Source organism: Candidatus Zixiibacteriota bacterium (assembly GCA_035380245.1).
Lineage (GTDB): Bacteria > Zixibacteria > MSB-5A5 > GN15 > FEB-12 > DAOSXA01.
Genome location: DAOSXA010000003.1, coordinates 331697 through 351531, shown reverse-complemented (window position 1 = coordinate 351531; position 19835 = coordinate 331697). Strand labels below are relative to the sequence as shown.

General features: G+C 52.7%; 17 protein-coding genes. 4 read left to right on the top strand and 13 right to left on the bottom strand.

All coding sequences use genetic code 11. The features are described from left to right. Window positions 1-2 precede the first annotated feature (2 nt). The 5 genes from PLF13_11775 to PLF13_11755 form a co-directional block, all read right to left on the bottom strand. The gene (locus PLF13_11775) at window positions 3-1466 is read right to left on the bottom strand and encodes a TolC family protein (GenBank protein ID HOP07956.1); all 1464 of its coding nucleotides are present in this window, start codon (window positions 1464-1466) and stop codon (window positions 3-5) included. Window positions 1467-1491: 25 nt separating this feature from the next. Continuing rightward, the gene (locus PLF13_11770; GenBank protein ID HOP07955.1) at window positions 1492-2796 is read right to left on the bottom strand and encodes an ABC transporter permease; all 1305 of its coding nucleotides are present in this window, start codon (window positions 2794-2796) and stop codon (window positions 1492-1494) included. Window positions 2797-2805: 9 nt separating this feature from the next. Further along, a complete protein-coding gene (locus PLF13_11765) occupies window positions 2806-4059 on the bottom strand; it encodes an efflux RND transporter periplasmic adaptor subunit (GenBank protein HOP07954.1) in 1254 nt (417 codons plus the stop codon). 103 nt (window positions 4060-4162) lie between these two features. Then, window positions 4163-5038: a lysophospholipid acyltransferase family protein gene (locus tag PLF13_11760; protein HOP07953.1), complete on the bottom strand. Its 876-nt coding sequence runs from the start codon at window positions 5036-5038 to the stop codon at window positions 4163-4165. Then, window positions 5026-6015, bottom strand: a complete 990-nt coding sequence (locus tag PLF13_11755; GenBank protein ID HOP07952.1) for a peptidase MA family metallohydrolase — start codon at window positions 6013-6015, stop codon at window positions 5026-5028. Before PLF13_11755 ends, PLF13_11760 begins: the two co-directional genes overlap by 13 nt. A gap of 142 nt (window positions 6016-6157) precedes the next feature. Between PLF13_11755 and PLF13_11750 the strand changes: the two genes are divergently transcribed. After that, window positions 6158-6652, top strand: a complete 495-nt coding sequence (locus tag PLF13_11750) for a ferritin family protein (protein HOP07951.1) — start codon at window positions 6158-6160, stop codon at window positions 6650-6652. A gap of 61 nt (window positions 6653-6713) precedes the next feature. Here the strand turns inward: PLF13_11750 and PLF13_11745 are convergent, their stop codons facing one another. The 4 genes from PLF13_11745 to trpS form a co-directional block, all read right to left on the bottom strand. Then, window positions 6714-7460, bottom strand: a complete 747-nt coding sequence (locus PLF13_11745; protein HOP07950.1) for a pseudouridine synthase — start codon at window positions 7458-7460, stop codon at window positions 6714-6716. Between the two features lie 71 nt (window positions 7461-7531). Next, entirely contained in the window at window positions 7532-8365 is an 834-nt protein-coding gene (gene scpB, locus PLF13_11740; GenBank protein HOP07949.1) for an SMC-Scp complex subunit ScpB, read from the bottom strand. A gap of 3 nt (window positions 8366-8368) precedes the next feature. Continuing rightward, window positions 8369-9169 carry a segregation/condensation protein A gene (locus tag PLF13_11735; protein HOP07948.1) on the bottom strand — a complete coding sequence of 267 codons (801 nt, stop codon included), beginning with the start codon at window positions 9167-9169 and terminating at the stop codon, window positions 8369-8371. Then, complete coding sequence (trpS, locus tag PLF13_11730) at window positions 9166-10203, bottom strand: tryptophan--tRNA ligase (GenBank protein ID HOP07947.1); 1038 nt, start codon at window positions 10201-10203, stop codon at window positions 9166-9168. The genes PLF13_11735 and trpS overlap by 4 nt, the downstream gene beginning before the upstream one ends. Window positions 10204-10872: 669 nt before the next feature. Between trpS and PLF13_11725 the strand changes: the two genes are divergently transcribed. Further along, window positions 10873-11133 (top strand): hypothetical protein, encoded by a 261-nt coding sequence (locus PLF13_11725; GenBank protein HOP07946.1) that lies wholly within the window; start codon window positions 10873-10875, stop codon window positions 11131-11133. A gap of 76 nt (window positions 11134-11209) precedes the next feature. Here PLF13_11725 and PLF13_11720 read toward each other — a convergent pair whose 3' ends face one another. From PLF13_11720 to PLF13_11710, 3 genes are all read right to left on the bottom strand, one after another. Next, window positions 11210-11710, bottom strand: a complete 501-nt coding sequence (locus PLF13_11720; protein HOP07945.1) for an HNH endonuclease — start codon at window positions 11708-11710, stop codon at window positions 11210-11212. Between the two features lie 341 nt (window positions 11711-12051). Continuing rightward, window positions 12052-13440 (bottom strand): sigma-54 dependent transcriptional regulator, encoded by a 1389-nt coding sequence (locus PLF13_11715; GenBank protein ID HOP07944.1) that lies wholly within the window; start codon window positions 13438-13440, stop codon window positions 12052-12054. Between the two features lie 190 nt (window positions 13441-13630). Beyond that, window positions 13631-14311: a FlgD immunoglobulin-like domain containing protein gene (locus tag PLF13_11710; GenBank protein HOP07943.1), complete on the bottom strand. Its 681-nt coding sequence runs from the start codon at window positions 14309-14311 to the stop codon at window positions 13631-13633. A gap of 645 nt (window positions 14312-14956) precedes the next feature. On the opposite strand from PLF13_11710, the gene PLF13_11705 reads away from it, so the two are divergent. Together PLF13_11705 and PLF13_11700 are read left to right on the top strand one after the other, a co-directional pair. Further along, entirely contained in the window at window positions 14957-18013 is a 3057-nt protein-coding gene (locus tag PLF13_11705) for a fibronectin type III domain-containing protein (GenBank protein ID HOP07942.1), read from the top strand. A gap of 257 nt (window positions 18014-18270) precedes the next feature. Continuing rightward, window positions 18271-19059: a hypothetical protein gene (locus PLF13_11700; GenBank protein HOP07941.1), complete on the top strand. Its 789-nt coding sequence runs from the start codon at window positions 18271-18273 to the stop codon at window positions 19057-19059. Window positions 19060-19142: 83 nt separating this feature from the next. Here the strand turns inward: PLF13_11700 and PLF13_11695 are convergent, their stop codons facing one another. After that, window positions 19143-19817 (bottom strand): DNA alkylation repair protein, encoded by a 675-nt coding sequence (locus PLF13_11695; GenBank protein HOP07940.1) that lies wholly within the window; start codon window positions 19815-19817, stop codon window positions 19143-19145. Window positions 19818-19835 lie beyond the last annotated feature (18 nt).

The following is a 19835-nucleotide window of genomic DNA, read 5'->3' as shown; positions in this document are numbered from 1 at the left end:
TACTAATTGAGGAACTTCCCTTCAAGCTCAACCTGTTTCTTGAAGAAGTCCTGCAACTCCTGATAAAACACATCTTTTGCTTCGAGGTAGGTAACACGGCTTTCGAGGAAGGTCAACATAGAAATCTCACCGTCAGTGAGACGACTTCGGGCAATATCCAGCCGATCTTCGGCCAAATCGACCTGCCTTTGAAGCACGAAAACTTTGCGATGGCTTATCCTGAGACCGTTGATCAGCAGTTCTATTTCAGCGCGCGCATTCTTTTGGGTTTTCTCGTATTCGAGACGCGACTGGTCGGCCGACAGTCGCGCGGCCTTAACCTGCGCCGCTGAAGCCCCTCCGTCCCAGATGGGATAACTGAATTCCAGCGACACACTCCAATTGTTGTTATCGAGATCGACTCGGTCGGAAGACACCAGGTCATCCTCGACCCGACCTCGTTCAAGACCGTAGGTCGCTTTAAGAGATCCCTGCAGGCCATGTCCACCGGAGGCGAAATCCGCTTCGCGCTGGGATTTGTCATAATTGAACCGAGCCTTTTGAATTTCCACACAATCGCCCCAGAGAACCAGGTACTCCTTTAAAAGCACTTCATCCAATGGTCCCGGCATTTCCGGCAACACCGGTTCCAGCGTCTTAACCTCATCCCAGTCAAGAGTCGTGGCCAGCGTTTTACGTTGCCCGGCTAATTCGTTCTCGGCATCGAACTTCTCCAGTTCGGCATCCAGCAGATCCGATTCCGAGGTCAACCAGTCCTCCTCGGAGATAATCCCGTCCTGGAGTTTGATCGAGTCGATCCCGGCCTGCAACCGGGCTGATTCGACCAGGTCCTGCTTGATATCGTCGGTAAGCTGAGCCCGAAGCACGCCGAAATAGGCGTCGATCACTTCCGTCTTAAGGGTGGCGATTTCCTCCACCCGATCGAGGCGGGCAATCATCAGGTCATCGTGTGAGTTGTGCAAATCATGGCGCGCCTGCGAGGGCTGCAAGATAGGTTGATCGAACGAGAAGTTAAACGTTCCCAGCCGCCAGGTTTCATTCACCGTAGTCAACCCCAGAGGATATTCCCGGTCACGGTCGATGAGATTCGCGGCCAGTTGCAACTCACCGCCGGTAATCAGATTTTGATTCAAGGTGATGTCGGCATCGAAGTCAAACCAGGTCCGCCGCCGCACCCCCTTTTGATCGAGAGTACCTTCGATGAAATCATACTCCTCAGTCACCCGGTAGGACGGCAGAGATCCGTTTAGTGACAGCTCCGGGACATAGAAGTTGATCTTTTCCGCGAAATAGCGCTGCTCGGCCACATCGAGATTGCCGTCGATAATGATCCCGCGACCGGTGTGACCAACAGCTTTATCTATCGCTTGTTCCAACGTAACCTCTTCGGCATGTGTCGCAGAACAGAATGGAGTGGAGAATAAAATACCGAGGGCTATGAACAGATGTATTATCGTCTTGCACAAAACCGCATACCTCCGAAACAGACTGCTATTCGTAGCGCAAGGCATCAATCACATTCAAGTGAGCGGCCTTACGTGCCGGATAAAGACCAAAAACGATTCCAACCGTAGCCGAGACACCGACCGCCAGCACAATGGAATATGGCGCCACAATGGTCGGCCAATCGGCATAATATGAGATTATCTTGGCCAGAATTAATCCCAGGGTAACTCCCAGCGCACAGCCAACCATACAGATCATGACCGCTTCCACCAGGAACTGTCGCATTATATCCAGTCGTCTGGCTCCAATCGCTCGTCGCACGCCGATTTCCCTCGTTCGCTCCAGCACCGTAGCCAGCATGATATTCATGATGCCGATTCCCCCGACCAGAAGCGAAATCCCGGCAATGGCCCCCATAACAATGTTGAAAATCCGCTGCGTCTTCTGGGACTGCCGCAGCAATGATTCCGGCACGACAACCTCATAGTCCTCGATACCGTGATGGCGACGGTTCAGCACTCGTTCCACCAGCGTCGAGACCACCGGCACTTCCGACAGATCCACCGCCGTTACGGTCAACTGGTCCACATCGGGTACGTTATACTTAATCCCTTCTCCATCATCGTCGGAGACGAATCCACCGCCACCGTACATGCGCATGCCGCTGAAAACCCGATCGAATTTCTTGAAAGCGGTTTTAATCGGGATATAAACATCCTCGTTGAAATTCTTCAGCTCGAATCCCTCGACCTTACCCCGGGCGATATACTTATCCGCCATCACCCCGACCACCGTAAAATCCTCCCCACTGATCCGGACTACCTTGCCTATGGGATCGGAAAAGGCGAACAGCGCCCGTTTGGCCTTTGCCCCAAGAACACAGACCTGCGCAAAAGTCTCATTGTCCAAATCAGTGATGAACCGTCCCCGCTCGACCTCAATCGAAGAACTATAAATGAACTCCGGTACGGTCGAAACCACTCGAACCGCCGCTTCATCGGAACCGTGATAAATAGTCTGGGCGGCTTCGTACCTTTGCGGTACAACGCGCAGAATGAGATCACTGAATTGTTCCAGGTTCGTGGCGTCATTGAGCGACAGGCCGGGAGAACGCGCGATATTGTTGGCTGAGCCACGGTCTTCCTGCGGTTCTCTCGCATTTACGATAACATTATTGATGCCCAAAATGGAGATTTGCTCCATCGCTTCCTGCTTGGCTCCCTCACCGATAGACAGCATGGAGATAACCGCTCCGACACCGAAAATGACTCCCAGCATGGTCAGGAGCGTTCGCATCTTATGCTCTTTCAGAGCATCGAACGAAATCTGATAAACTCTTGCATATTTCATCGGTCGCACTCACCGCCCCGACCGACGGCCGCGACCGCCACCGGATGACGGCTGGGTGCGTCCCTGATTCAGTTCCGGCTCGGTCGCTTTGTCGCCGGGTAAACCCTGTTCTTCGAGGGTGGGATCAACCAGACAAATCTCCTCGCCCGGTTCCAAACCCGACACGATCTGAACCGCCATTTCGTTACGGCGGCCCACCTCCACCTCATGTTCATGCTTGTTCTTGAGATAAACTACCGTGCGTCCTTCACGCTCGAAGACCGCCTCCATCGGCACCGACACGACATCCTTAAGCCTGTCTATTACGATCCTGGCGGAGGCCGACATCCCCGGCTTGAGGCCTTCATCATGATCCAGAACGGCGACCTCGACATCGAACACGTTAACTTCCGAGTTCTGATCTTTCTTACGCGCCAGGGCTCCTTTATTCACGACTATTCCGTGGTAGGTCTTGTCCGGAAAAGCATCAACGGTGATCATCACTTCCTGTGCGGAATCGACTTTACTGGCGTCCACCTCGGAAACGGCCGTTTTGATAATCATCTCGCCTAAATCCGGCAATTTTATCAATCCCATGCCCGGCCAGGGAGAGTCACCTTCCTGGACTTTGCTCATTCCGGAGCCTTTCCAAATTTCAAGATACACCACCAAACCCGGTATCGGGGCGTTAATGGTCATCTGATCGAGTTCACGCTGGGATTGATCACGGCGATCTTTGGCTCGTCGGACTTCAACTTCCGCCTTGTTGACATCAGCCTTGAGCTGTTCCAGTTTGGCATCGAAGTTCAACTCAGCCAGTTCCATTTCGAGCTTGGCCTCTTCAGCGATACGGGGAGCTTCGTGTTGCATTTCGAGATAATTTCGGCGGGCTTTCTCCAAATCGAGCGTCAATTGCTTCTCCTGGATGGTGTACTCCTTGCGAGCCCGCTCCAGCGCCGCTTCTTTGATCTTCAATTCCGATTCCTGATCGGCCAAATCGGCCAATTGCTCGCTGGCATCGAACCTGATAACCGGGTCGCCTTCCTTGACGGTTGATCCCTCAGGAGCCATCCAGGTGATCTGGAGTCCTCGCATACGCGGCGCGGAGAGCGTAAACGCACGCTTGGCGTCCACTGTTCCGTTGGTGTTAAGAGCGATCACGAATTCACCGAAATCAGCTTTCGCAACCGGGATCTCATAGTCGGGGGTAAAAATGGCGTTGACGGCATAGTAGCCAACAAAGATTAAAACGATGGCGACTATCACATATATATATTTCTTCATCTGCTCCCTCGGTCCAGACTGTTGTTGCACTTCCTCTCGCCGGCCGTGCCGGACATCTCACCCTATTTACTGACGTGAACTACTTTTAGTTGCAATCAAACGGTTAGATTTTCCAACGACGGTGAGTCCATAACCATTGCTCGGGATAAGCCCGAATGCGATCTTCGATAAAAGCCGTATAAGCCTCGGTTATTCTTACAATTTTTTCCTCGTTATTGCCCGATTCGGGCGGGTAGATCGGTTGGCCGGCTTCAATAATATGGCGATCGAAACGTTCGCGGTGTAACATGAACGGCAAGATAGGAGCCCCCGATCTCAATGAAAAAACCGCCGGGCCTTTTGCCACAGCTGCTTTACGACCGAAAAACTCTATCGGGATCCCGTTCGGGGCGTGCTGGTCGGCCAGCATAGCAACGATATGGTTGTCCTTGAGCGACCGGAACACATCACGAATACCAGTATCCACCCGGATCAGACCGACCCCGAGTTGTTTACGCCAGCCGTTGATCAAGCGATCGACTTTCTCGTTATGCTGGATGCCGACGATGATGTCGGTCGGGATTCCCCGGCTGGCGATCCAGGCCCCGAACAATTCATGACTGCCGAAATGAGCCGATACCGCGATGATTCCTTTACCCCGACGGTGAGCTTCTTCGATATTATCGAGACCGTCGCTCACACACAACCGATCGATACCGTATTCAAGGATGGTCGACATGCGGGAGAAATCGATCAGAGAACGCCCGGTGTTGCGAAAAACCGCTCGGACAAGCGCGTCTATCTGGTCCTCCGAGAAAGCCGACCCAAAGGCCTGGCGCAGGTTATCACGCGCGATCCGACGCCGCGAGCCGAGCAGCATGTGTGTCAATGAACCTAGCGCGGCGCCGAACCGATCAGCGGTCGGCATGGAAAGTGAGCGAGCCAGCCCCATCCCCAGTCGAGTAAAAAGATACTCGATTTCGTGCCTTAGCTTCGCCATGGCTCGTCGTCGTCATCGACTTGCTCGGGATCATCGGGATCACCGTAGTCGAAATCAGTCGACTGCAGGTGTTCTTCCTGATCCCATTTTTCATAATAGTGGCGGCGTTTGCGATAACGCAAGAACGCACCTATCACCACAATCACAGCCAGTCCTATCCAGAAAAACATGGTATCCATAAATAAAGTAACGAGGTTATATCTTTGCCCCAAATAATGACGATAGTCGGAATCGAATTCCATCATATTGGAACCGGTCGCAGCATTCATCGCGCCGTCAACGGAGACACCGTGCAGAAGACTATCCAAAAATACATTGAATTGCTCTCTTCCATAGATGTCGAGAAAATAGCTTACCGCCAGATAAGCCTCCGCGTAGGCCAAATGGGCTTTGCTTTCATTGAACAGGTTGACCTGATCGATGTCAGTCAAACCCAGGAAGTCCGAGGTCAAACCGGCTCGGCTCATCGCCACGTAATCCGACCAGTCCCATTCATGCGAAACGTACTGCGCTACTCCTTCTTCAACCCAGCGCGGCGCATCGTAAAAACCTGTACGCTTGTCCAAGACCATGTGGGCGTACTCATGAATCAGCAGGGTACTGAGCGGTTTCCCAATATTGAAATGCTCGGGCGATTTGATCACGATCGACTTCCGCACCGGTATCGCCGCCGCCGCTCCCCAATCCGGGAATTTGCCCCGAAGCAAATGGTCGAAATCACGCTGCGTTTCAGGTAAATAAACCTGAACCGTATAATTCAGGCTGTCCTGAAGTAATTCGGCCAGTCTGGCACGGGCTATCCTTAGCGACGAATCCGCAACCACTCGATAATGCGGGTTATCGAAATGCAACTTCCACGGCTCCGGTGTTGTTATGGTAGTGTCGGCAGCAACGACCCCGGCTGAGAAAAACAACAGCGCCAGGAGCACGAAAAATATGATTTTGATCCAACTCACCGAGGCAAGATAATGAATCATGACCGTTTAGCAAGTTTTCGATATCGCCCGCCTTAATGTCGTCCAGCCAATATAAAAAGCGGTTGATTCAGCCGCTGATTTGAAATTACTCAACGACTGGATATAAAAAAGGGACTAACATCGATTCGAATTAGGAGACAACATGGACGCTTTTGAGTTTGCCATGCAGATGGAATTGGACGGCAAGGCCATGTACGAAGAACACGCCGCCAAAGCCGACATTCCCGGGCTGAAGACTATCCTGCTCGACCTGGCCGCCGACGAGCAGAAACACTACAATATCTTCAAGGCGATGAAGGAAGGACGGTCGGTCGAATACGAAGAAGCCAAAGCGACCAAAATTGTTGATTCGGTCAGGAACGTTTTCCAGACTCTCAAGGCTCAGAATAAGGATTTTTCCTTCAGTGACGATGTCCGCACAGTTTGGGACAAGGCTCGTGATATCGAGAAAAAATCAGAGGCGTTCTATCGCCGAAAGGGTAACGAGGCCGGCGACGAAAAACAAAAGCATATCTTCAATCGCATTGCCGATGAAGAGCACAAACACTGGCAGATGATCGAGCACGTCATTCAATTCCTGGATCAACCCCGGAGTTATCTCGATGACGCCGAATGGAACAATCTCGATTCTCTGTAATCCATCCGGACACATAAAAAAAAGGCAGCCGGGCAGCTGCCTTTTTTCTTATCTCTCGGAATTAAACGGTAATTCCTACCAGTTTTTTCAGGTAGACAACTTCATCCTGTTTGAGTCGGCGCCATTTCCCGGGCTTGAGTGCGCCAATGGTAAATCCGGCAAACTCCAGTCTTTTCAACTCCAACACGGGATATCCGACCGCTTTGCAGAGTTGCTTCACCTCTCTCTTGCGTCCTTCGGTAAGCAATAGCCGCACCTTGCTGGATTTTTTACCCACTTCGATCTTGACCACCTGCGCTTTGCCGATAGCGCCGTCCTCCAGAGATATACCGTCGGCGATGCGAACGGCTGCTTCACGACCGAATTTCCCGGACACCCGCGCTTCATAAAGACGCGGGACCTGATATTTCGGATGAGTCAAACGATACGCCAGTTCTCCGTCGTTGGTAAGCAGCAACACCCCGGTAGTATCATAGTCGAGACGACCGACCGGATAGACGCGCAGTTTCAGACGCGTCAGCAGGTCGGCAATCGTGCGTCGTTTGAACGGATCGTGGAGTGTGGTCATGACCTGGGCCGGTTTGTTAAGCAGGATATAGACCTTTTCATCGGCCGGCGTTACCACCACTCCATCGACTTTGATCATATCGTTTTCAGGATCGATCATCTGTCCCGGGATATCGATCTTATGACCGTTAAGACTAACCTTGCCTTCGTCGATCAATTTCTCAGCACCGCGTCGTGAGGTAACGCCGCACATTGATAAGAATTTGTTGATTCTGATTTTGCCGGTATCTGCGGAGGTCAAAACTGACCCCTTACGTCGATAAAGTTGTCCATTCAAGCTGTCAGGATAAGAGCGATGGGGGACGGCTGAGGTTAATTGTCCGTTCGCGTGGTGTCCATATCAACCACGATTCCGTCCGAGGACTTTTCTTCGGCCGTTGTTTCACCGGATACCGACCCAACCAGTTCCGGTTCCCGCTCGTCGTCCGCAGCGTCTACCTCTCCGTCAGCAACGGTGCTCTCGTCGGGCCGGTCGTGCGGTGATACCGGTCCTTCTTCGTCATCTTCACGGCTGGCCGGGTCGTAAGTGCCATCGGCGACATTGAGCTTCTGAGCCGTGACATCTTCCCCGTTTTCTTCGGAAAAATCAAACTCGGTCTGATCCTGAGGTCCTTCCGCTTTAATCAGCTCCTCGATTTCGGACATACGCGGAAGATCGTGCAATCCGGCCAGACCGAAAAATTTCAGAAACTCGTCGGTAGTGCCGTATTGCAGCGGCTTGCCCACTGTCTCGGCACGACCGCGAATGGCAATCAGATTTCTTTCGAGAAGATTGTGAATGACTCCATCCGAAGCGACTCCACGTACATGCTCGACATCGGTCTTGGTAACCGGCTGGCGATAGGCCACGATTGCGAGCGTTTCGAGCGAGGCTCTTGTCAGGCGCATCTTGCGCCGACGCGTAAATAACTCCTGTACGTAACCGGCGAACTCCGGCACCACATAGAACTGAAAGCCGCCCGCCAATTGCCGGATACGGAACGAAGAGCCAATCTCCATATAACGCTGGTTCAATTCGGCCACAGCCTGACCGACTCGAGCCGGAGTGAGTTCCTCGACGACATCGGCAATTTTACGTCCGGGCAGCGGCTCCGGTGATGAAAGAATGAGAGCTTCTATAATAGAATGTTGGGTTATCTGTTCCATCTGTTAGCCAACCGTAACTTCCTGGGGGTTGTCGATATCGATCAGATCGGCGCCGTCGCGCGGGGCATCGAAACGCTCCCCCCGGTAAACCCGCATCTGCGCGAAAGGCATTGACTGCATGATAGTGATACGCCGATTGCGAGCTAGTTCGAGCAGAGCAATGAAGGTTACCACCGCTACGATACGCCGCGGAACATCCGCGAAAAGCTGCAGGAACGTGGCATACTCGGCGCTTCGTAATGATTTGAGAATCACCGTCATGCGCTCCTCGACCGACACATCCTCCGGTACAACCTCGTGCACCAGTTCGTCGCGGCGGGCTTTAAGGGCATCGTTAAAGGCCGAGATTAAATCCCAAAGCTGCACATCGGGTATTTCGTCGATATAGTTTTCAACAGTGCCAACCGGCGACGGCGGCACGTAGTTCTGTTCCTCGATAAGCGCCTTCTCGCGAAGAATCTCACCCGCTTCCTTGAACTTGCGATATTCGACCAGAGCCATGATCAGCTCATCGCGGAGATCCGGTTCCTCCGTGTCGTTCTCGTCGCGCGGCAGGAGCAACCGCGTCTTGATCCGGATCAAGGTCGCAGCCATCAAGATAAACTCCCCGGCCACTTCGAGATTGAGTGAGGTCATCAACTCGATATAGCGCAGGTATTGTCGCGTAATGCGGGCAATCGGAATGTCGTAAATGTCCACCTCTTCCTTCTTAATAAGGTACAGCAGCAGGTCCAGCGGACCATGGAATACGGCCAGATCGACCCGATAGTCGTTCTTGTCGGGATCTATTACGACATTCATCATTTCTTCTTGCCTCGGTAATTCATTTTCATCGCCGTACGGACCTTCTCCATAACATTGCCGGCGCGGGCGCGGGCGCGGTCACGACCGGTTGCGAGCACATCCCAGACATAATCAGGATTCTTGAGCAACTCATCCTGGCGCTCTCGAATCGGGGCCAGACTGGCGTTAAGGTTTTTCGCCAGTATCATTTTACAGTCGACACAACCAAGCTCGCCGGTCTTACAGGGCGGCGCAATCTGCTTGTCGGCGTTTTCGGTATAGATACGGTGCAGGAGAAAGATCGGGCAACCTTGCGGGTGCCCGGGATCCCCCTGATGAACCTTTTTGGGATCGGTATAAAACGATCGCAGCCGCTTTTCAGTCTGCTTCTCGGTAAATTCCAAAGGTATATGATTATCGTAAGACTTGGACATCTTGCGATTGTCCGAACCCAAGATCATCGGAATGTCCGTAAACAACGCCTCCGGTTCCCGGAACACCTTCTTATAAGTGGCGTTAAACCGCTTGGCTAAGTCGTTGGCCAGCCAGACATGCTTCTCCTGGTCCTTCCCGACCGGCACCTTATCGGCGTTGTAAAGACAGATATCGGCGGCCTGCAGCACCGGGTAGCCTAAGAAGCCGTACGAATCCAGATAGCTCTTTTTCTCCTGATAGGTAGGCAGGCGGGTCAAAGTCGGGACGGTTATCATCATGGAAAAGAGCAGGTGTAACTCGGCATGCTCAGGTACTTCGGACTGGACGAATATAGCGCAGTTTTCCGGATCGAGACCGGCTGAAAGAAACATGACCGCCATCCTGAAGACCTTGTCTTTCATGTCCTTAGGGTCTTTCCATTCGGCCGTCAGAGCATGCAGGTCAACGATGCAAAGATACATCCAGTAGTCTTCCTGCAAGCGGACCCAATTGCGAAGCGCTCCCTCGAGATTGCCGATATGAAGCGCCCCGGTAGGTTGCATACCGCTGAGGATAGTCTGTTTTTTCTTAGGCGGAGAATCCTGTTTCTCCGCACCGGTCTTAGTCTTTTCGTCCTTCATAGATGCACCACTCCAATCATAACGGGTCGATAGTAGCGCAAGCGAGTATTAAAATCAAATAAAACTTTGTTAATCGAAACGTTTGCCAAATAACGCGCATATAAGATGCGTAATTATTCTGAGGTGAAATGAGACGATTCATATCAGGTATATTGCCGTTAGTGATTCTCTGGGCTTCAATGGGCAAATGCAGCCTGTGTCTCCTTATGCCGGGGACTATCTGCCATGCCGGTATCGCTGATACCGGTTGCCCCACAACCGAACCCCAGGCATGTCAATTTAGCTGTTGCGATAAAGAACGCCTTTCCCCGGAGACCGAATACTCCTGCGAGCGGTGTTCATCCGACAGCGACCTCAGCTTATCGATTTCCAAGTGCGGCGCCGGTCATCCCTGCCATTGCCGTCCGCAATCCGACCATTTTTCAGCCATCATCCACACTGGTCAGGGAAATAACCATAAAATTCCGGTGAACGGGATTGTTCAACCGGTCCGGATAGAATCTCCTATAGCAACTCACAAGGCCCCCGGCCGATCACTCCCCGGCAGCGTGCATCCATCGGTGGAGACAACGGTTCTCAGGTGTTGATCTTCCGCGACGGCCATGAACTCGCGTGGCCCAGATCGATCAACTTAAATAAGAACCGCTCACTCTAAAAAGGAGATTTAAGATGTTGAGCAATAGATTCGTTGTGATTGCTGCAATGTTGTTGGTCATGGTTATGGCGGGCGGAGCGTTCGCCCTGATTGATACCCCTCAAGCCAAAGACAACACTACCTGTATAAATGGTTGTAATCCCTGCCAATGCCCGTCATGCGACAACGGCTGCGCCGGTGGATGCAACTATAATCAGTGCCCTTCATGCAATACCAACATGACGGCACCTTTCACTCAATGCGCCAACACAGCCAAAGACTGCTGCGGCCGCTAGCCGAACTGACATCCCATAACGAAAGAGAGGCTGCCCCTCGGGCAGCCTCTTCTTAGTTCATTATATTAAACAATAATCATTGCATGAACAGGTACGGCTTCCAAACGTCCGACACCGCCACCTTGCGCTGAAGGAAAGCGATCAACGTCGGTCGCGTCGGCGTGCGCCGCAGCTTCATGTCGGCCTGTTCCGGTGTGCGATCGGACTTACGATTGTTACAGCGGGTACAGGCACATACCAGATTCTCCCAGGTATCTCCCCCGCCCAAAGTTTTGGGAATCACATGGTCGACCGTCATCGGGCCGCGCGTCGTCCCGCAATACTGACAACGATGGCCGTCCCGCGTAAGGATATTCTTGCGCGTCAGCATGATCTTCTTATACGGAACCTTACAATACTGCCAGAGTCGAACAACCGATGGGACGGGATACGAGGTGGAAACGGTATGAATCTGAAGGCCGTCGGCGGTTTCGATCATTTCCGCCTTACCGGAGAACAGCAGTACTACCGCTCGCCGCGCCGAACAAACGGTCAGCGGTTCATAATTCTGATTCAACATCAGAACCGAGCGATTGATTACCGATGACTCCATACGATTATCATACTCCCCGTGGCACGCTCCGGAATTGCCGTGTTTGGTTGTATATCGGCGGCGTGCCGCGATTGGAACATTCATTGTCAAACCCAGGTCAGGTCGGACATAATCGTCAAAGGTACGGTACCGAGCGGGGCTTCGTCAAACGGTTTTTGCCGCTTTTACGGCCTCATTCCGGATTCTCCGCATCAAGTATCCCTTCGTCCGAACCGCGACAGAACCAATCTGGTTGAACGGTTTCTTTATCCGGCTTAAAATACAGGTAAAAAAACAAAGGCCGCCCGGGAGGTATGAGCGGCCTAAGTTACCCACGCAGTATTACCTCAAGCGTCTGCCTCATCCCCTTCGAGCTCGCGATCAATCCCGTATTTTTTGATCTTGTCGAACAGCGTGGTATAATCGATTTTCAGAATCCGGCTGGCCTTACGTTTGTTGCCGCGAGTTTCTTTGAGCACCCGCATTATCGCTCCCCGCTCCGCTTTGGCCTGAGCCGCGGCGCCTATTTCCTTGAGCCCGGCTCCTTCACGCAGGCGAATATCATCGGTGCGGCGAAGTCTGATAGCCAGATGGTCCGGCGTAATTTTCTTCCCTTCCGCCAGAATGATCGCACGCTCGATCGTATTCTCCAGCTCACGAACATTGCCGGGCCAATGGTATTTATCCAGAAGCGCGAGGGCATCTTTGGAAAGGCTCTTGAGCGGTTTGCTCATTTCACGACAATACTTGGCGATAAAATGACTGGCCAGTTCCGGAATATCTTCCGGGCGCTCGCGCAGCGGCGGGATATTTATCGGGAACACCGAGAGACGATAATAAAGATCCTCGCGGAATCGCTTGGCCGCGATCTGGTCCGGGAGATTCATGTTGGTCGCGGCGATTACCCGGACATCGACATCGACTGTCTTGGTGCCGCCCAGACGCTCGAAATTTTTCTGCTGAAGCACCCGCAGTAATTTCGCCTGGAGGGCAAAATCCATATCGCCGATTTCATCGAGGAAAATGGAACCGCCGTCGGCAATCTCGAACTTACCCATCTTGCGAGCGTGCGCTCCCGTGAAAGCTCCCTTCTCGGAACCGAACAACTCATTCTCGAGCAACTCCCCCGGAATAGCGGCGCAGTTGATCGCCACGAACGAGCGCTCTTTGCGCGGAGAAAGCATGTGAATTGCCCGTGCGAATAATTCCTTGCCGGTACCCGTCTCTCCGTTCAGCAGAACGGAAGCATCCGAGGCGGCCACCTTCTGCATGAGCTGACAGATCTCGACCATCTTTTGATTCTTGCCGATGATGTTGGTGAATCCGTCCTCGGGAAACAACTCCTGCCTCAGGAGACTGTTCTCGGCGATCAGACGACGGTTCTCCAGAGCGCGATTGACCAATACACAGAGATGCTCGGTATCGAACGGCTTGGTAAGAAAATCATAAGCCCCGAGCTTCATCGCCTTAACCGCTTCTTCGACCGTGCCGAAAGCGGTCATGACAATCACCGAGATGTCGGAGTCGATAGCCTTGACGCCGTCGAGTACCTGCAAACCGTCCGTCTCCGGCATTTTGAGATCGGTCACTACGACATCGTAGGACTTGTTCCGTACCAGATCGAGCGCCTTCTTGCCGTTCTCGGCGGAGTCAACGCGGTGCCCTTCCTCGACCAGTGTCTCGGTGAGCATATTGCGCATGGAATCCTTGTCGTCAACCACCAATATATTGGGCATTATTTACACCTCGAGATTCAGTAGTAAGCTCTTCCTGTCAAGGCGTCCATGCCAAAAAGCCTTCCGTTATCTTGTATCGGAATTTCCCCACTATCGAGTTAGGATGAGACCTGATCAATCTTTCAACATTATCAAGGAGACACGAAACGCGTCTCCAAAGAGGACATTAACCGGACGGGTACACAAACGGTTATTTGTTGGCGGTTGTATCAGGAGGATAAGTAGGATGGATCCGCCCCCCTTTGACACAATCTCCTACGGTCAGACGATACTCGAACCAGCCCCCGTATCCTCGTTTCGGCGGCGTCCAGGAAATGGCATGTCTGCCCTGAGAGAAAAGGGAGTCTTCAATGGGGCGATCTAAAACCGAGCCGCGCCGAGTCCTGATTTCAAACGAAACGACGGCGCTGTCGGTATCTGTAACGAGAATAAGCTCATTTTCCGGCAGAGAGTCGGATTTTGAGACAGAACTGTGTAACTCCCAGAAGCTGTAGCGTGCCTCTACCTTACCGGTCCTGGTAGAGCCACAATCGTCGATTCGATAGAGGTATTCACCGGCCGGCGCAACGCGACCGGAATCATCCCGTTTGTCCCAATACAGGTTGTAATAGCCGCGCCGGAGGAGTTCATCAAATAACCGGCGAATAACTACCCCGGAATCATCTACAATTTCAACCGTAACGCGGCAGTTCTGGTTGTGTTCAACCGGGAACCAGATTCTGACACGGTCGGCCTCATCAGGGTCCAGCGGCTCCTCCAAAATCGTAAGCTCACGCTCACCGGCAAAAACCGGTGGCAAGCCCAACAGAAAGCCGACCAAACCAAAAATCGCCGCAATAATGCGGATTTTGAGTTGGATGTCAGAATTCATAACTACAGAAAACGAACGCCTTGTCTGTTTGACAAGCAAAACATCATGACCTTTACACATCACATTGTATTTCAACTACATAACACATCTACAGCAAAGGTCGACAAAGCTGAAAACCAGCGCCGGGAGAGCCTTTTGCCCGTGCCGGTCGTGTGTTTTTGTGTTGACAAAAACCAGATATAGCCTATAATAACGCCAAATCGGACAATTAAGACTTTTTATAAAAGCCCTCCTAGGCCCTGTCTGTCCTCCCCGTGTGCTTGATCCTAAACAGACAGGGCTTCTCCTTTATATACTCCTCGAAATTCCCAGTTGCCAAATCTTCTGCCAACCGACGAGATTGTTAACAAACCTCAATCGCGGTAGAGACAAGCCCTGCAACTACGCGTTAAAATGAACCCAAACCTCGTGTAGCGGGCGGCCTTGTGTCGCCCGCGTTACAGTTATGTTTACCGAATATCCGAGCGTATGGCTTTTTTCAACAGCCCCCCGACGCACCTCTCCAGCCCAAATCTTCTGAACATAGTCCTTGGTACATGCGTTAGGACCATGTAAATTATCTATGTCAGACATCGTCGATTAACGCCACAAGCAACACACCAGGGTTAACCGGATCAGCCAGGGTCCTAATTACCGGGGGAAAACGTGTATACTTCACGTGGGATTTTTACCAATCACTTAGTCTTCGTAACGGTTGTTTTAATACTGACGGCAATCACCGTCAGTCAGGCCAGAGTGCCCGTTACGAATATAGACCAAAACACTGAACAACCGGCGTTGCTGTCACAAACAACGACCGGCGGAGACTGTAATTTCAGTCAATTCGGTGTACATGTAACAGCTGAGGCTCGTTCCAGCTTCAATTGCAACGGCACCTTTGGGAGCACATACGGTCTCAACGATAAAGCTAACTGGTCTTTTGAAACACCCTACCTCTCCGGGAATGATTATCTCTTTGGCGGCGCCATCTGGATCGGGGGCATTGTCAACGGCGACACGCTCGTTTCGGTCAGCGCCGACGGCTGGTCGTCCGGCCGCGAAATGTACCCCGACGGCGGCTATTACGATGCCTCGGTCAGAGCCGTCGACTACTTCAGCGGCACGACTTATCACAGCCACTTCTCGGACACCGTCATCTCCGCCGTAGAAACTTGTGCCTGTTGCCCACCCTATGTCCCTCTCAACCTGGACCTGTCACTGCGCAGCTACAGCTACGATATCACCGAGTACAGCGGCATCGTTATCTACGATCTCATCATTACTAACGTCGGTCAATCCGAAATCGAGCAGGGATACAGCGGGTTTCACATCGACGTCGACGCCGGCAGTTGGTCCGACGACATCCAGCCCAGTGCCGACGATGTCTCCGGCAGTTTGCCGGCACTGGGGATCGGCTATGCGATGGACAACGACGGAGACTTCGCCTACAGTCCCGCCACCGATCGTGCCCTGGCAAGCATGATCATCAAGAGTTCCACAGCTTACGAGCGAGTCAACTTCAACTGGTGGCTCAGCAATATAACCGCCAGTTATGACTTCGGCCCTCGATTGAAAGGGACCGTTGATGATCCTTATCGCGATTTCGGGACCGGCGGAACCGGGACACCGGTCGGAGACTCTAACAAGTACTACATCCTCTCTCATGAAGAATGGGATTACGACCAGGTGTTCACCGGTACCATCGAACCGGATGACTCTATCTGGATGTATCCTCTTGAAGACATTGCCGTCGACTTCGCCGATGGTTTCGACACCCGCTATTTGCTTTCGGCCGGGCCGTTCGACCTGTCTCCAGGTGAATCGGAAAGAGTGGTGTTGGCCATGTTCAGCGGCGGCGCGGTACACGTGGACACGACAAATGGAGATAACCTGTATGTAAATCCGGAGCTGTATTTGGCGGGGCTGAATCTAAGCGGCCTGGAATCCACAGCCTTGGCAGCCAGAGACCTCGTTGATACGGTTCTGAATCCCCTCCTGCCGGTTATGGGTACGCGGATTATCGAAAACAACACCGATGAGGTAATCGTCCAGTGGGATCCCTGGGTTTTCCCGGAAGTAACCGGCTATGCCGTCTATTTGAGAGAGATAGAGTCCTCATCCCTGACTCATCCCGGCGTGTTAGAGCCCTGGCTAACGATTGCGATTGACGACCTGTATACGACTGTGGCGGCAGGTCCCCGAAGCTACACCTTTACGGACCTCGATCAGAACAATGTCTACGCTGTGGCCGTTGCGAACATCTCCGACGAAGGTGTTGGTCTTCCGGGCGCACCCGTGGTATTCCGACCGGGCGGTAACCAACCCGGTCCGGCGGTTGATCAGCGATATGCTTTCTCAATTGAGGGATCGTCGGTCGAACTTACCTTTGCCGATACGACCGGGATGACCGTGGATCATTACAACATCTACAGATATACCGACTCCATGGCGGCTATCAACTGTTTCACTCCCTTCTACGACACTGGTTGTGCCTTGGAATCGTTGACACCGGTCGATGTCGTTATCGACCCTGCCACGGGAATAGAGTATTATTACTACGCTCAGACGCCTTACTCGACAGCCTTCGATAACAGTTTTGAGGACAACGCCTCCGTCGACGACAGTTGGTACAGCGTGACGGCGGTGGATATCTACGGTTTCGAGTCTTCACATTCTAGTCTGATTCCGTGCGATGTAATCGAAGAGCGCAATCGCGATATCCTGTTGATCACAGACAATGTCAGTACGCAATCAATGGTCTCCCCCGACACTATTATATCCTTCTACGACGGCGTTTTAGCCGGGTGGGATTACGACATCTATCACTACCTGGATTCCACCAGCACCATCGCTTGTCCCGATGATAACCCCGAATGCTTCGACTGGCACGATTTCATGCCTTACCGAACGATCATTCTCGACGACGACATTCGTGACCGCATCCTCGACGACGAATGGGAAACAAGTCAAGAAGGATTCGCCAGGTATCTGCTATCTGGAGGAAGGCTGATTTACTGCGGGGCAACGACCGCAACATTGGGGCTGTATATGTCCTCGGAGCCGGACACTGTCTTGTTGACGGACATCTTTCCGGTGCGACTGTTTGATGTAGACAGTCTGTACTTCGTCCCGTTCGGATATTGCCTGTTGACCGTGAATCCTCCCTGCTCGGATGAGGTATCGGGATTCGCATCGGCTGATCCGACTGATCCCGACTGGCCGACTCTCACCTACGACACCAGCCGCTATCCATACACGTCCAATCTGGAGATCCTTTGGGCTACGACCTCTCCCCCTAACCTCGTCGGTTTATGGCCGAGCGAAAGTGCTGAAGTGCTGTATACTGCATCTACGTTGTACCCCGCCATCTCACCTCTCGAGGACATGCCGGTCGGCGTCAAGTCGGTCGTTGGTCCCGGCGAATCATTCTGGTTCGGATTCCACCTCTGGTACATGCGCCCCGCCGAAGTCAGAAATCTTATTGAGAAGATCACCGGACTCTCGTGTTGCTGGACTCGAGGCGATGTCAATCATTCCGGCGGGAATCCGGACATTGTCGACATCGTGCATCTGGCGCTATGGTTGTTCCAAGGCGGGATAGAGCCAATATGCCCAGAATCGGCGGACGTCAACGGATCGGGCGGTTTGGCCGACCTGTCCGACCTCGTTTATCTGGTGGCATACGCCTTCCAGGGAGGTCCTCCGCCGATACCTTGCGATTGACCCGCAACCGGGTGAAAGTTATCACTATATTGGGGTGATTTCGACAAGGGATTGCCCCTTTTTACCGTAATGTTAAGCACCCACGGATATCTGCCGAAATGATGAAATGAACGGCAGGATATGCATGTAACAATCTGCCGTTAAGACTCGAAGGATGTAAAAGAGAACCCCCCGACCGCATATTTGTGGGCGTTCGTTCGATCGTTTACATATATGAGTCTTATCGCATCTTGACCGGTCTACAAGGAGGATGATCTATGTTTTCGACCAGGTTCGGTTGTTTGTTGTGTATCTGCTTTCTATTTTTCACCGCGAGTGCTTTCGGTCAGAATGCAGTTACGTTGGATCATGTCGACGGCCTTTCGGGCAACAACACCCTTGCGGTAGGCTCCGAGATCTCCTTCTATTTTCGCCTCACCAACAACACCGGTTTCGATATTATGGGCGCCACCAACGGCTTCCGGGTATATTCTCCCGACGGCGCTGAATGGCAGTCGTTGACCACCGACTCAGCCGCTATCGGTTGGGAAGAGATATTCGACGGAGGGCTGTTTTTCACCCCTCGGTCGGTAACGGGCAACGGCTCAGACACTGTCGGTTTCGGCGGTTTTCGTATCGAGCAACCCGGCATACCAAACGGCTTCAGTCAAATCGTCTATACCGTTACAACTCAGATCACTTCCGACTTCAAAGGTCGGACACTATGTATTGACTCGTGTTACTACCCTCCGTCAGGCTTCTGGTTCTGGTCTCATGCTGCCGACGGCAACACTGTCCCGGACTGGGACGGTCCTCACTGCTTTGAAATCAGTGGCTGTTGTCAGCATATCGGTGATATTAACCACAGCGGCACCGGTCCCGACATTAGCGATCTGGTTTATTTGGTAGCTTATATGTTCCAGGGTGGACCAGAGCCGGTTTGTTTCGAGCCAAACGGCGGTGAAGCAGACATCAACGGCAGCGGCAGCGGTCCCGATATATCGGACCTGGTCTATCTGGTCGCTTATATGTTCCAGGGTGGAGCCGCCCCCGCCAATTGTCTGTAAGACCGACTTCTGTCGGATAAAAGACTCAGGCCCGATCGGTGAACTCCGGTCGGGCCTTCTGCATTGATTCGCCGGATTGCCCGCTATTCCTTCTTAGGATTTTTCAGACCGGTAGTGAGCTTGTTGGTGACTTCGCGTACGACCCTTGCCGCCAGACGATCCCGATTTTCCTCAATAAAAGTCTTCACCGCCTGGGTGTCGGTCCTTGATAAAACCCGTAAAGCCCAGGAATAAGCCTTAACCACCATATCGTCGCGATCATCCATAAGCATCCGGCAAACGGCCAGGGTTCGCTTGGTATCTCCTTCACCTCCCTGGGCTTTGGCATTCAAGGGAACTGTCGCCACTAAAGCCGCACGCCGCCACCAGCGGTCGGAAGATCGAGCCCATCGGGCAATTTCCGCATCACCGATCCCCCCATGGCGCCAAACCTGCCCCGCCACGTATCCGCTGAACATATCAACCGCTCCCCAGGAATCGATCCCTTTGCCGAGTGCTCGAACCTGAGAGAGTTTGAGTTGCTGGATCGCTCCCGGATGACATTCCAGAAGCTCATAGGCGGCATACCTGCGCGGATGGGTCGGTTCCTCAATCAGTTTCAGAGCCAGTTTGACCATCTCTTTCACGGGACGCTGCTTCAAAATTCTGGAATACTTGCGACGGACAGCCCGAAGCGAAACGGCATCCTTCTTTGGCAGCGCCTCCAATTCGGCAATCAACCCATCCGCAATCTCTAAGATACCTCTCTCATCTTTCATGCCTCGTCTCCTCAACAA